Raw genomic sequence first — 11,883 nt, forward strand, 5'->3', positions numbered from 1 at the left:
TCCGGCACTGCCGTTGGTGCTGGCCGCGATCGGAGGTGGCAAGGCTCTCCTACGGAGAGGACCTGTGCATGACTACCGCCGAACCGCAGGCCGTACTGGCGCCGCTGACCAATGCCGCGATCTTCGTTGTCGTCGTGCTCGGCGACGGGACCCAGGACGCCGTGCGCGACCTGTGCGACGACCTGCCGGGGCTGGTACGGACGGTGTCGTTCCGCGAGCCCGCCGCGCGCCTGTCGTGCGTGATCGGCTTCGGCTCGCGGCTGTGGGACACGCTCGGGGCCGGGAAGAAGCCGTCGGGGCTGCACACGATGGCCGAGATCCGCGGCATGCACCACGCCGTCTCCACTCCTGGCGACCTGCTGCTGCACGTGCGCGCCGAGCGCATGGACCTGTGCTTCGAGCTCGTCAGCCTGATCATGGCCAGGCTGGGCGACGCGGTGGCGTACGCGGACGAGGTGCACGGGTTCCGCTACTTCGACGCCCGTGACCTGCTGGGCTTCGTCGACGGCACGGAGAACCCCGAGGGGGCGCTGGCAGCCGAGTCGGTGCTGATCGGCGCCGAGGAGCTCGAGTTCGCCGGCGGCTCCTACGTGATCGTGCAGAAGTACCTGCACGACCTGGCCGCCTGGGAGAGGCTCACGGTCGAGGAGCAGGAACTCGTCATCGGCCGCACGAAGTTGTCGAACGTCGAGCTCGACGACGACGTCAAGCCCGCCAACGCGCACAACGCCCTGACCGTGATCGAGCGCGACGGTCAGGAGCTGAAGATCCTGCGCGACAACATGCCCTTCGGCAGCGTCTCGCGCGGGGAGTTCGGCACCTACTTCATCGGCTACAGCCGCACGCCGGACGTCATCGAGCTGATGCTGACGAACATGTTCGTGGGGGATCCGCCGGGCAACTACGACCGCATCCTCGACTTCTCCACGGCCGTCACCGGGTCGCTCTTCTTCGTTCCTTCCACGGAGTGGCTGAAGCGGCTCGCCCAGCCGCCGCCACCCGCCTACGCCGGATCGCTGGACGTGGGCAGTCTCAAGGGAGTGCCGTCAGCATGAACAACCTGCACCGCGAACTGGCCCCGGTCTCCGAAGAAGCCTGGGAGCAGATCGAAGAGGAAGTCCTGCGCACCTTCCGCCGCCATCTGGCGGGGAGGCGGGTCGTCGACGTGAAGGGCCCCGAGGGCCCGTCGTTGTCGGCCGTGGGCACCGGCCACCTGACGGCCGTCGAGGGGCCCGCCGGCGGGGTGGTGGCCCGGCAGCGGGAGGTGTCGCGCCTGGTCGAGCTGCGCCGCCCGTTCACGCTGGCCCGCGCGGCCGTCGACGACGTCGAGCGGGGCTCTGGTGACTCCGACTGGCAGCCGGCCAAGGACGCCGCGCATGACCTGGCCGTCGCGGAGGACCGCGCGGTGCTCGACGGGTATCCGGCGGCGGGCATCGCGGGCATCATCCCGACCGCGACCAACCCGCCGATCGTCCTGCCCGGCGACGTGCGGGCCTATCCCGACAGCATCTCCCAGGCGCTGAGCAGCCTGCGGATGGCGGGCGTGGACGGTCCCTACAGCGTGCTGCTGGGCGCGCAGGCCTACACGGGCGTGAGCGAGACCAGCGACCACGGATACCCGGTGATCGACCACATCCGCCGCCTGATCGACGGCGACATCGTCTGGGCCCCGGCGCTGAGCGGCGCGGTCGTGCTCACCACCCGTGGCGGCGACTTCGAGCTGCACCTGGGCCAGGACCTGTCGATCGGGTACCTGGGGCACACCGGGTCCGAGGTGACGCTCTACCTGCAGGAGTCGTTCACCTTCCTGCCGCTGACGGGCGAGGCCGCGGTCTGGCTGCGGCCCGGTCAGTCGCCCCAGTAACGCTGCTCGTGCCACGGGTCGCCGTAGTTGTGGTACCCGGCGGTCTCCCAGAAGCCCGGCTCGTCCTGGTCGAGCAGGCGGATGCCTCTCACCCACTTGGCCGACTTCCAGAAGTACAGGTGGGGGACCAGCAGCCGGGCAGGGCCTCCGTGCTCGGGTGCCAGCGGCCGGCCGTCGAAGGCGTAGGCGATCCAGGCCTTGCCGTCGAGCAGGTCCTCCAGCGGCAGGTTGGTGGTGTAGCCGCCGTAGCTGGACACCAGCGCGTACTCCGCCGCGCTCTCGACGTCCTCCAGCAGGACGTCGAGCGAGACGCCCTCCCAGTCGGTATCGAACTTCGACCAGCGGGTGACGCAGTGGATGTCGACGTGCGGCGTGCTCTTGGGCAGAGCCATCAGGTCCTGCCACGACCAGGTGTGGCGGGCGCCGTCCTCCGTGTCGATGGTGAACTGCCACTCGTCGACGGAGATGTACGGCGTGGGGCCGGCCGACAGCACCGGGAAGTCGTGGGTCTCGTACTGCCCGGGCGGCAGCCTGTCGTCGCGCCGGCCGCGGCCCTGGAAGCCCTGTGAGATGACGGACATCGTGCTCCTCCTAGATGGGTACGGCCAGCCAGCGCAGCCCGGCCAGGCGGGCCAGGATCCTTCCCGGCGCCTCCACGAGCGTCATCAGGACGTTGTCGCAGGTCGGGCAGCGAAACACGGTGCCGGCCGCTTCGCCGTACACGACGGCCTCGGCCAGCGGGCCGTTGTGCCCGCATGATCCGCAGGTGCCGTGCGCACCTGTCATGTCCCGCGCGAAGACCTGCGTGAGCAGGCCGGCGGCGGCGTTGCCGTCCACGTGCATGGGATCCTCCCGGTCAGCCGTAACGTTCGGTGCGGATGTCGCCGGCCCGGTAGCCGAGGTCGAGCAGCGCTCCGGAGAGGTGCTCGACGAAGGCGGTGGGCCCGCAGACGTAGGCGAGGGGAGAGTCGACGGGCGGCCAGGCCACCTCGCGCAGGAGTCCCTGGTCGATGTGCCCGGCGGGCCTGGGCCAGCCGGGTGGCGTGGTCCTGGTGTAGACGAGGTGCTCCGCCTGGAGCTCCTCGCGGTAGATGACGAGTTCCGGCGCGCGCACGGAGTAGACCAGCCGCATGGGCGTGGGGTCCGCGCTCTGGCGGTGGTGGCGCAGTATGGAGCGCAGCGGCACGACGCCGGAGCCGCCGCCGACCAGCAGCACGGGCCGGTACGGCATGGCGGGCTCCCACACGAAGTACCCGCCGACCGGGCCGCGGATCTCCACCCGGTCACCCGGCCTGGCCACGTCGACGAGGTAGGGCGAGACCTCCCCGTCGGCCACGCGGGCCACGGTGATCGCCGGCTGCTCGCCCGGCGCCGAGGCCAGGGAGTAGCTGCGCACCGCCTGGTAGCCGTCGCCGGCGGTCAGCCGTACGTCGACGTGCTGGCCGGCGCGGTGGCCCGGCCAGCCGGGCACGTCGAGCACCAGCGTGCGGGCCTGTGGCGTCTCGGCCCGCGCCTCGGCGATGACGGCGGGCAGCCACGTCAGTCGTTGAAGTAGCGCTGCTGGCGCCATGGGTCCCCGAAGTTGTGGTAGCCGGACTGTTCCCAGAAGCCGGGCCTGTCCTCGTCCATGAGCCACAGCTCGCGGATCCACTTGGCGCTCTTCCACAGGTAGTGGCCAGGGACGAGCATGCGGACGGGCCCGCCGTGCTCCGGCGTGATCGGTTCGTCGTCGTAGAGGTACACGAGCCAGGCCTTGCCGCCGGTGATCTCGGCGACGGGCAGGTTGGTGGCGTAGCCGCCGTAGCTGACGGCGAGGCCGAAGGCCGCGTCGTGATCGGCCTCGGCGAGCAGGGTGTCGAGTGGTACGCCCGTCCACGTGGTGTCGAGCTTGGTCCAGCGGGTGACGCAGTGGATGTCGACGGTGAACCGCTCGGCCGGCAGCGCGAGCAGGTCGTCCCACGTCCATCTGGGCTCGGCCCGGCCGCCGCGGATGGTGAAGCTCCACAGGCCGGTTTCGATGTGCTGGGTGGTGCCCGCGGTCAGGACGGGGAAGCCTGCGGCCAGATACTGTCCCGGAGGCACCCGGTCCGCCAGTTCGGGGCCGGGCCTGCGGAAGTGCGTGCCGCTGAACCCGCGCGAGACGGTTCCCATGAGCAGGGGCATCCCCGCGTGCTCATCGCGCGCATCTCAAGGGATGGCACGCTTTGGGAAGATCGCCGCTCAGCGCGCGGGGGCGAAGATCTCGTGGAGCACGGCGCGGTGGGTGGGCAGGGCCTCGGCGTGCTTGGCGCGGCCGCTGTCGGTGATGCACACCGCGACGCCGCGTCGGTCGCTCGGGCAGACGCCGCGGCTGACCAGCCCGGCCTTCTCGAGCCTGGCCACGACCCGCGACAGGGCGCTCTGGCTGAGGTGGACCTCGTCGCACAGCTCCTGCACCCGGGCGGTGCGGTCGAGATTGACCATGCGGTCGAGCACCTCGAACTCGCTGGGGCCCAGGTCGTGTTTGGCGCCCAGCTCGCGCTCCAGCGCGCACATGGTCTTGGCGTGCTTGGCGAGTACCTCGCGCCAGGCCTCAACCTCGTTCATGAGCCGGAGGTTACCATGCCGTTAAATCGTATGCAACGGAATTAAATGCTGTTGCATTAGATGCAAGTGCATGTAATGTAGCCCGCATGACCTCCTCTTCCTCAAAATTCGCCTGGGGCGCACTGGCCGTGCTCTCCACAGTGATCTTCCTTGACGCGCTTGATGTGTCGATGGTCGGCGTGGCGCTCCCCGCCATCCAGGCCGACCTGGGTTTGAGCACCTCCTCCCTGCAGTGGGTGGTGAGTGGCTACGTGCTGGGTTACGGCGGTCTGTTGCTACTCGGGGGCCGGACCGCCGACCTGCTCGGCAGACGCAGGGTCTTCTTGGTGGCACTGGGCGTCTTCGCGGTCGCGTCCTTGCTCGGCGGCATCGTCGACGACGGCGCCCTGCTGATCGCCGCCCGGTTCGTGAAGGGCGTGAGCGCCGCGTTCACCGCCCCGGCCGCCTTGTCGATCATCACGACGACCTTCCCCGAAGGACCGATCAGGAACAAGGCGCTGAGCATCTTCACCGCCGCGGGGGCCAGCGGCTTCTCGCTCGGCCTGGTGCTGTCGGGCTTCCTGACCTCGCTCGGCTGGAGGTGGACGTTCCTCATGCCGGTGCCGGTCGCGATCATCGCGCTCTTCGCCGCGATCAAGACCCTTCCGAAGGTCGCCGAGGAGAAGGCCGAGGGCGGCCACGACATCTTCGGCGCCATCCTGATCACCGCCTCGATGCTGCTGCTGGTCTTCACCGTCGTGCAGGCTCCCGAGGCCGGCTGGGTCTCGGTGCGCACCATCGGCTCGCTCGTCGTGGCCGCCGCCCTGCTGACCGCCTTCGTCGTGCTGGAGCAGCGGCTCAAGCACCCGCTGGTGCGCCTGGGCATCCTGCGCTCCGCGCCGCTCGTGCGGGCCAACCTCGGCCTGGTGATCCTGTTCGGCTCCTACGTCGGTTTCCAGTTCGTGATGATGCAGTACTTCCAGAACCTGCTGCACTGGTCGGCCCTGCAGACCGCCCTGGCGTTCCTGCCCGCGGGCCTGCTGGTGGCGCTCACCTCGACCAAGATGGGCGACTTCGCCGACCGCTTCGGCACCGGCAAGCTCATCGCCGTCGGCTCGGCGGCCCTGGTCGGCGGCTACGTCTTCTTCCTGAACATCGACACCGACCCGAGCATCGGACTGCTGGTCCTGCCGGGCATGATCCTGCTGGGCATCGCCTTCGCGCTGTCGTTCCCCTCGCTCAACATCCAGGCCGTGGCCGGGGTGAAGGACGAGGAGCAGGGCCTGGCCTCCGGCCTGCTGAACACCTCGGGCCAGGTCGGCGGCGCGATCGTGCTCGCCGTCGGGACCGCGGTGCTCACCTCGCAGTCCACCTCGGGGCTGACCATCGAGGCGCTGCGCTCGGCCATCTGGGTCTCGCTCGTCCTCGGCGTCATCGGCCTGGCGATCTCGCTGACCGGGCTCAGGGCCCGCAAGGCGGTCCCGGTGGCCGACGAGGCCAAGGTCTTCGAGACCGTCTGACCGATCCGCGCCCTCGACGGGCCCCGCCGGACTCCGGCGGGGCCCGTCGCCGTGCCGTGCTCCCGCCCGTGTCATGCCCGTCCGTGATACTGCGAGCATGCGCGGTAGCGGTGCTGGGAATCTAGGGAACATGCGTCCCTCACACGCCACAACAGCCCTGATCGGCCTCCTCCTGCTCGCCGGATGCGGCGGCACGGGGCCGGGCGAGACCTCGGCCGGCGTGTCACCCGGCAGCCAGGAGCCCACGAGCCAGACCACGGGCCAGAGCACCACGGGCCAGAGCACCGCCGCGCCGTCGCCGGCGAGCCCCGCTCCGACGATCACCAACACCAAGGCGGTCCAGGTCGACCGCGACGGTGAGCCCGCCATCGTGACAGGGGTACGGCACGCGGCCCACCCCGGCTTCGACCGCGTCGTGATCGACTTCAAGGGCGAGGTGCCCGGATACACCGTCGAGTGGCAGGACGAGCTGACCGAGGACGGCTCCGGCGAGAAGATCGACGTGCCGGGCGTCTACCTGCACGTCAGGCTGACCCCCGCCAACGCCCACGACGACGACGGCAAGCCCACCTGGGTGGGCGGCCCCATCTACCAGGCCGACCTGGGCAACGTGCGCAACGTGGTGCGCACCGGCGACTTCGAGGCGCACGTCGGGGTCGGGATCGTGCTCGACAGAACGGCGCCGTTCCAGGTGAAGGCCTACGACGACCCCGCGCGTCTGGTGATCGACATAGCGAGCTGACTATTGTCGGCCTCATGCCAGCCCCGTTACCCCCGGGAGCCCCCTCCCGCATCGCCGGCTACACGCTGACCGGTCTGCTCGGGGAGGGCGGCCAGGGTGTCGTCTACCTGGGAGAGGACGACGACGGCCGGCAGGTGGCCATCAAGGTGATGCACGCCGGCGCGCTCGACGGCAGGTTGCGCAAGGAGGCCGAGGCCGCCCAGCGGGTCGCCTCGTTCTGCACGGCGGCGGTCCTCGAGGTCGAGCTGACCGGCGAGCGGCCCCACATCGTCAGTGAGTACGTGCCGGGCGAGTCGCTGCAGGCCCGGGTGCGGGCCGAGGGGCCGCGCTCGGGCGGCGCGCTGCACCGGCTGGCGCTGGCCACCGCGACCGCGCTGGCCGCCATCCATCGTGCGGGCGTGGTGCACCGCGACTTCAAGCCCGGCAACGTCCTGCTGGGGCCCGAGGGGCCGGTCGTCATCGACTTCGGCATCGCCCGCGCGGTGGACGCCAGCCTGACCCGCTCCGGCGTGGTCGGCACCCCGGCGTACATGTCGCCCGAACAGGTGGCCGGCCATCCCGTGGGCCCCCCGTCCGACGTGTTCAGCTGGGCGGGGACGGTGCTGTTCGCCGCGACGGGCCGCTCGCCGTTCAGCGGGGTGACCGTTCCCGAGGTGCTCAGCGCGGTGCTCTACCGCCACCCCGACCTGTCGTCGCTGCCCGAGCCGCTGCGCGGCCTGGTCGGCGCGGCCCTGGTCAAGGACCCTCGCGGCAGGCCCACGGCCGGCCAACTGGTCCAGGCGCTCAGCGCCGGAGCGCAGGAGCCCGCCGTACGGCAGGCGGCCACGATCGAGCGGAGGCGCCCGCGCACGGCCCTGCGCGCGGGTGTGGCCGGCACGCTGGCCGTCGCCGCGCTCGCCGTCCTGGTGACGGTCTCCCTCCAGGATTCGGGCACGACGGGCACGTCGGGGACCTCCGCCTCCTCCTACCGCCCGCCCACGACGTGGCGGCCCCAGACAGGCGGATGGGCCGAGCCCGTCCGCGAGGCCGGCGACCGCTACAGCCGCGTCCGGGCACTGGCGATCGCCACGGCCGGAGGCAGGCCCGTGGCCCTGACAGGGGAGTACGACGAGGTGCGCGGCTGGGACCTGACCACCGCCGCCGCCGCGGGCGAGCCCCTGAAGACCCGCGTCGACACCCTGGCCGCGCTCGAGCTCGACGGCAGGCAGGTGACGCTGATCGGCGGGGACGAGAGCCTGGGCGTCTGGGACTCCACCACCCGCGAGCGGCTGAGCACGATGCGCGTGCCGGGCGAGGACCAGGAGGCCTTCGGCGCGATCGCGACGGCGGGCGGGAAGCTGGCCGTCACGGGAGGGGCGTGGGCGCGCCTGGTCGTGTGGGATCTGAAGGCCGCCAAGCAGGTGAGGCAGATCGCCACCGACCACACCGGCACCGTGCTGGCGCTGGCTGTCAGCGGCCGGACGGTGGTCTCGGCAGGCGGCGACGCGACCGTGCAGCGCTTCGACCTCGACACCGGCGAGCCCCTCGGAGAGCCGATGATCGGTCACAGCCAGGCGGTCGCCGCGCTGGTGGTGACCGACGGGCTGATCGTGTCGGCCGGGTACGACGGCACCGTGCGACGCTGGGACCTGGAGAGCGGCAGGCCCGTGGGCGCCGCGATGCGCGGGCACGACGGCGCCGTGACCGACCTGGCCCTGGCCGAGGTCGGGGGCAGGCGGGTGCTGGTGTCGGGCGGCGCCGACGGCACCCTGCGGATGTGGGATCCGCGCACCGGCGAGCGGCTCGGCCAGCCCATCGACGCGCACCAGGCCGCCGGCCAGGAGACGGGCATCGCCGGTCTTGAGGCGACCACCGTGGACGGCGCACCCGCCGTGGTCACCACCGGCCAGGACATGACGCTGCGGCTGTGGCGGCTGGAGCTGCCCTGATCAGTCGCGCAGCTCGGCGATCTGGAGCAGCAGCACGTCGACCTGGGCCTCCTTGAGCGCGACCTCGGCGGCGTAGGTCTGGCCCCAGTAGTCCTGCTTGGCGCCTGCCGTCCAGAACACGCGCCACGTGTCACCGCGCACGGCGCACGACACCGTCAGCTTCTGCTCCTTGGAGCTGTAGGTGAAACGTCTGACGGTCTCGCACGAGCCCAGCTTCTTCTTCTTGGTGTAGAGCATCATGCGGCCCACCGCCGCGCCCCTGCCCGAGCCCTCCCCGACGGTCATCGTGACCTTCATCGTGCACGCGGAGCCGTCGCACGAGCCCCACTTGAACGTCGTGAACGCCTGCGACGACCACATCGAGGCCGCCGTGCGCAGGCCGTCGACCGCGTCGACGAGCTCGTCGTAGACGGGCTGGCGCTCGAACCGTGGCACCACCGTGTAGGTCAGGTCGTACACGCGGCCCTGGTTGACGTCGGTGCGGACCTTGAGGGTGAACTCCTTGGGGTCGTCGGAGAGCCAGAACTCCTGGCGGTAGTCGCCCTCGCCCAAGCTCCACGCGATGCCCTTGCCGTCGGCGGTGTAGCCGGTTCCCCGCGAGGCGGCCAGGTCGAGGGTGTTGGCGATGGACGAGGGCGTCAGGCCGATGTGCAGGTCGTGGCCGAGGCCGTCGCCGTTCTCGTACCAGTGGCCGGCCAGCAGCCAGGCGTACTCCTGGTCGTCGTCGTACTGGTCCCACCACCAGGTGACGTCGCCGTTGACGAACTGCTTGCCGTAGGCCACGACGACCCGCGCCCTGCCCTTGCCCCTGACGTACTCCCCGACCGCGAGGTCGTCGCGCACGTAGACCACCTGGCCCGTGACGTCGGCCTTCTCCGAGGCGGGGCGGTAGCTCAGCTTGACGACCTGGCCGCTGGTGAGGAGCGCTGAGGCCTGTTCGAGCTGCTCGGCTCGCTGCTGGGGGCTCGGTGACGACGTCGCCGCCCGCTTGCCCGTCTGCGGGGCCGTACGGAGCACGAGGGCGACGAGCAGGGCCAGCAGGGCGAGCAGGACCAGCCCGCCGAGCAGGACGGCCGTGACGATGACACCGGTGTAGCTCTTCCGCATCGGCCACCTCGCGAGCACCCTAGCAGCGCGTGACAAACTGGGTCGATGGTGAGAATTCTGGAGGGTGCCACCCGGATCCCCGTTCCGGGCGGCAAGGTCATCGCGGAGCACATCGGGCGCGTCAACAGCGGCGACGAGGCCATCTCGATCGCGCACATGGTGGCGCCCGCCGGCTGGGAGGAGCCTGCCCAGACCCCGCTGTTCACGGAGTACACGGTGGTCCTCAAGGGCGCGGTGATCGTCGAGCACGCGGGCGGCACCTCGACGGTGAAGGCCGGCCAGTCGATCGTCACCCCGGCGGGGGAGAAGGTGCGTTACTCCACCGGCGACGAGGGGGCGGAGTACATCGCGGTCTGCCTGCCCGCCTTCTCCCCGGATACCGTGAACAGGGACGAGTGACCATTAAGATGACGAGATGAGCCAGCGACCCACTCTCGAGGAGATCCGCCGCGCGCCCAAGGTGCTGCTCCACGACCATCTCGACGGCGGCCTCCGGGCCGAGACGATCGTCGATCTGGCGCGGGAGACCGGCTACTCGGCGCTGCCGACCACCGACGCGGGCAACCTGCGCCAGTGGTTCGAGGAGGCGGCGGACTCCGGCTCGCTCGAACGTTACCTGGAGACCTTCGACCACACCGTCGGTGTCATGCAGACCAGGGAGTCGCTCGTGCGCGTGGCCGCCGAGTGCGCGCAGGACCTGGCCGACGACGGCGTGGTCTACGCCGAGGTGCGCTACGCGCCCGAGCAGCACACCAGCGCGGGGCTCTCGCTCGACGAGGTGGTCGAGGCCGTCCTGGAGGGCTTCAGGCTGGGCTCGGAGGGGCGCAACATCCGCGTCGGCACACTGCTGACGGCGATGCGCCACAAGGCGCGCTCCATGGAGATCGCCGAGCTCGCGGTGCGCTACCGCGACGTCGGCGTCGTGGGCTTCGACATCGCCGGCGCGGAGGCGGGTTTCCCGCCCACCCGCCACCTCGACGCCTTCGAGTATCTGCAGCGCGAGAACGCGCACTTCACGATCCACGCGGGCGAGGCGTTCGGCCTGCCGTCGATCTGGCAGGCCATCCAGTGGTGCGGCGCCGACCGGCTGGGCCACGGCGTGCGCATCATCGACGACATCTCCGGCGACGGCACCAAGCTGGGGCGCCTGGCCGCCTACGTGCGCGACAAGCGCATCCCGCTGGAGATGTGCCCGACCTCCAACCTGCAGACCGGTGCGGCGGCCTCGATCGCCGAGCACCCGATCGGCCTGCTGCGCCGCCTGCACTTCAGGGTCACGGTCAACACCGACAACCGGCTGATGAGCGGCACCTCCCTCTCGCGGGAGTTCGCCAAGCTGGTCGAGGCCTTCGACTACGACTGGGATGATCTGCAGTGGTTCACGGTGAACGCCATGAAGTCGGCGTTCATCCCCTTCGACGACCGCCTGGCGCTCATCAACGGCCTCATCAAGCCCGGCTTCGCCCAGCTGAAGTGGCGCGCATGAAACCGACGACCTACCGCTCGACGACCGCCTTCGTCTTCGGGTGGATCTGGCTGGCGTTCGTGGCGTTCAACGTCTACGACCTGACCGTGCGCTTCAACGGCAAGTGGACCCTGGTGGCCGCGGCGGTGCTGGCCGTGCTGACCGCGGTCGTGTACCTCACGAGCCTGCGCCCGGCCACGATCATCGCCGACGAGGGGCTCAAGGCGCGCAACCCGCTGCGCAACGTCGAGGCGCCCTGGTCGGCGCTGGGCGAGGTGAAGGTCGGCCACTCCGTCTCCGTCGAGTACGGCGAGGGCAGGCTGATTCGCCTGTGGACCCCGATGGCCTCGGCCAGGGAGCGGGCCAAGGCGCAGCGGCGGGCGATGCCGCGCGTCGAGCGTGGCAAGGTGCGCACCGAGCCCGTCTTGTCCAAGGGCGAGCAGTCCGCGCACGACGCCCTGGCGGGCAAGACCCACGCCGACTGGGTGGGCGAGCAGATCACCCAGAAGGTCGAGACGGCCAGGCTTCGCAAGGAGGAGCCCGGTCAGGTCCGCAATGTCCTGGCTCCCGACGCCATCGCGGTGATCGCGCTGGCCGTGGTCATGATCGTGATCGCCGCGCTCGCCTGACATCGCACGAAACGCAGCGCCTCCATCGGTGATGGGGGCGCTTTTTCGTGTCTTGCGCGTGCG

The 11,883-nt window shown here is 70.7% G+C and carries 14 protein-coding genes; 8 read left to right on the forward strand and 6 right to left on the reverse strand.

What is annotated here, in order from left to right; all coding sequences use genetic code 11:
- The first annotated feature begins 68 nt into the window (after window positions 1–68).
- Complete coding sequence (locus tag HNR30_RS18820; RefSeq protein WP_181611222.1) at window positions 69–1,055, forward strand: Dyp-type peroxidase; 987 nt, start codon at window positions 69–71, stop codon at window positions 1,053–1,055.
- Window positions 1,052–1,864, forward strand: a complete 813-nt coding sequence (locus tag HNR30_RS18825; protein ID WP_181611223.1) for a family 1 encapsulin nanocompartment shell protein — start codon at window positions 1,052–1,054, stop codon at window positions 1,862–1,864. The genes HNR30_RS18820 and HNR30_RS18825 overlap by 4 nt, the downstream gene beginning before the upstream one ends.
- Here HNR30_RS18825 and HNR30_RS18830 read toward each other — a convergent pair.
- Genes HNR30_RS18830 through HNR30_RS18850 form a run of 5 tightly spaced genes read right to left on the reverse strand, consistent with a single transcriptional unit; the run spans window position 1,849 to window position 4,450 of the window.
- Window positions 1,849–2,445, reverse strand: a complete 597-nt coding sequence (locus tag HNR30_RS18830; RefSeq protein WP_181611224.1) for a sulfite oxidase-like oxidoreductase — start codon at window positions 2,443–2,445, stop codon at window positions 1,849–1,851. The genes HNR30_RS18825 and HNR30_RS18830 overlap by 16 nt on opposite strands.
- A gap of 10 nt (window positions 2,446–2,455) precedes the next feature.
- Entirely contained in the window at window positions 2,456–2,707 is a 252-nt protein-coding gene (locus HNR30_RS18835; RefSeq protein WP_181611225.1) for a DUF6510 family protein, read from the reverse strand.
- Window positions 2,708–2,720: 13 nt separating this feature from the next.
- Complete coding sequence (locus tag HNR30_RS18840; RefSeq protein WP_181611226.1) at window positions 2,721–3,434, reverse strand: ferredoxin reductase; 714 nt, start codon at window positions 3,432–3,434, stop codon at window positions 2,721–2,723.
- Window positions 3,404–4,027, reverse strand: a complete 624-nt coding sequence (locus HNR30_RS18845) for a molybdopterin-dependent oxidoreductase (RefSeq protein WP_246378877.1) — start codon at window positions 4,025–4,027, stop codon at window positions 3,404–3,406. The genes HNR30_RS18840 and HNR30_RS18845 overlap by 31 nt, the downstream gene beginning before the upstream one ends.
- A gap of 57 nt (window positions 4,028–4,084) precedes the next feature.
- Window positions 4,085–4,450 carry a MarR family winged helix-turn-helix transcriptional regulator gene (locus HNR30_RS18850; protein ID WP_181611227.1) on the reverse strand — a complete coding sequence of 122 codons (366 nt, stop codon included), beginning with the start codon at window positions 4,448–4,450 and terminating at the stop codon, window positions 4,085–4,087.
- A gap of 86 nt (window positions 4,451–4,536) precedes the next feature.
- On the opposite strand from HNR30_RS18850, the gene HNR30_RS18855 reads away from it, so the two are divergent.
- The 3 genes from HNR30_RS18855 to HNR30_RS18865 all read left to right on the forward strand — a co-directional run bounded on the left by HNR30_RS18855 (window position 4,537) and on the right by HNR30_RS18865 (window position 8,619).
- On the forward strand, window positions 4,537–5,949 hold the full coding sequence (locus HNR30_RS18855) for an MFS transporter (protein ID WP_181611228.1): 1,413 nt from the start codon (window positions 4,537–4,539) through the stop codon (window positions 5,947–5,949).
- Between the two features lie 130 nt (window positions 5,950–6,079).
- Complete coding sequence (locus tag HNR30_RS18860) at window positions 6,080–6,691, forward strand: AMIN-like domain-containing (lipo)protein (RefSeq protein ID WP_181611229.1); 612 nt, start codon at window positions 6,080–6,082, stop codon at window positions 6,689–6,691.
- 14 nt (window positions 6,692–6,705) lie between these two features.
- The gene (locus tag HNR30_RS18865) at window positions 6,706–8,619 is read left to right on the forward strand and encodes a WD40 repeat domain-containing serine/threonine protein kinase (RefSeq protein ID WP_181611230.1); all 1,914 of its coding nucleotides are present in this window, start codon (window positions 6,706–6,708) and stop codon (window positions 8,617–8,619) included.
- On the opposite strand, the gene HNR30_RS18870 is transcribed toward HNR30_RS18865, so the two are convergent.
- Window positions 8,620–9,726, reverse strand: a complete 1,107-nt coding sequence (locus tag HNR30_RS18870; protein WP_181611231.1) for a hypothetical protein — start codon at window positions 9,724–9,726, stop codon at window positions 8,620–8,622.
- Between the two features lie 45 nt (window positions 9,727–9,771).
- On the opposite strand from HNR30_RS18870, the gene HNR30_RS18875 reads away from it, so the two are divergent.
- Genes HNR30_RS18875 through HNR30_RS18885 form a run of 3 tightly spaced genes read left to right on the forward strand, consistent with a single transcriptional unit; the run spans window position 9,772 to window position 11,820 of the window.
- Complete coding sequence (locus tag HNR30_RS18875) at window positions 9,772–10,125, forward strand: cupin domain-containing protein (protein ID WP_181611232.1); 354 nt, start codon at window positions 9,772–9,774, stop codon at window positions 10,123–10,125.
- A gap of 16 nt (window positions 10,126–10,141) precedes the next feature.
- A complete protein-coding gene (locus HNR30_RS18880; RefSeq protein ID WP_181611233.1) occupies window positions 10,142–11,212 on the forward strand; it encodes an adenosine deaminase in 1,071 nt (356 codons plus the stop codon).
- Entirely contained in the window at window positions 11,209–11,820 is a 612-nt protein-coding gene (locus HNR30_RS18885) for a PH domain-containing protein (protein ID WP_181611234.1), read from the forward strand. Before HNR30_RS18880 ends, HNR30_RS18885 begins: the two co-directional genes overlap by 4 nt.
- Window positions 11,821–11,883: the final 63 nt, after the last annotated feature.

It is taken from the genome of Nonomuraea soli, assembly GCF_013761175.1.
GTDB lineage: Bacteria > Actinomycetota > Actinomycetes > Streptosporangiales > Streptosporangiaceae > Nonomuraea > Nonomuraea soli.

Excerpts from the sequence above, each read along its gene's own strand:
- HNR30_RS18865 (WP_181611230.1), top strand. The coding sequence starts at position 6,706 with ATGCCAGCCCCGTTACCCCCGGGAGCCCCCTCCCGCATCGCCGGCTAC.
- HNR30_RS18820 (WP_181611222.1), top strand. The coding sequence starts at position 69 with ATGACTACCGCCGAACCGCAGGCCGTACTGGCGCCGCTGACCAATGCC.
- HNR30_RS18835 (WP_181611225.1), bottom strand. The coding sequence starts at position 2,707 with ATGCACGTGGACGGCAACGCCGCCGCCGGCCTGCTCACGCAGGTCTTC.
- HNR30_RS18885 (WP_181611234.1), top strand. The coding sequence starts at position 11,209 with ATGAAACCGACGACCTACCGCTCGACGACCGCCTTCGTCTTCGGGTGG.
- HNR30_RS18855 (WP_181611228.1), top strand. The coding sequence starts at position 4,537 with ATGACCTCCTCTTCCTCAAAATTCGCCTGGGGCGCACTGGCCGTGCTC.
- HNR30_RS18840 (WP_181611226.1), bottom strand. The coding sequence starts at position 3,434 with ATGGCGCCAGCAGCGCTACTTCAACGACTGACGTGGCTGCCCGCCGTC.
- HNR30_RS18880 (WP_181611233.1), top strand. The coding sequence starts at position 10,142 with ATGAGCCAGCGACCCACTCTCGAGGAGATCCGCCGCGCGCCCAAGGTG.
- HNR30_RS18870 (WP_181611231.1), bottom strand. The coding sequence starts at position 9,726 with ATGCGGAAGAGCTACACCGGTGTCATCGTCACGGCCGTCCTGCTCGGC.
- HNR30_RS18875 (WP_181611232.1), top strand. The coding sequence starts at position 9,772 with ATGGTGAGAATTCTGGAGGGTGCCACCCGGATCCCCGTTCCGGGCGGC.
- HNR30_RS18830 (WP_181611224.1), bottom strand. The coding sequence starts at position 2,445 with ATGTCCGTCATCTCACAGGGCTTCCAGGGCCGCGGCCGGCGCGACGAC.
- HNR30_RS18860 (WP_181611229.1), top strand. The coding sequence starts at position 6,080 with ATGCGTCCCTCACACGCCACAACAGCCCTGATCGGCCTCCTCCTGCTC.
- HNR30_RS18845 (WP_246378877.1), bottom strand. The coding sequence starts at position 4,027 with ATGCCCCTGCTCATGGGAACCGTCTCGCGCGGGTTCAGCGGCACGCAC.
- HNR30_RS18825 (WP_181611223.1), top strand. The coding sequence starts at position 1,052 with ATGAACAACCTGCACCGCGAACTGGCCCCGGTCTCCGAAGAAGCCTGG.
- HNR30_RS18850 (WP_181611227.1), bottom strand. The coding sequence starts at position 4,450 with ATGAACGAGGTTGAGGCCTGGCGCGAGGTACTCGCCAAGCACGCCAAG.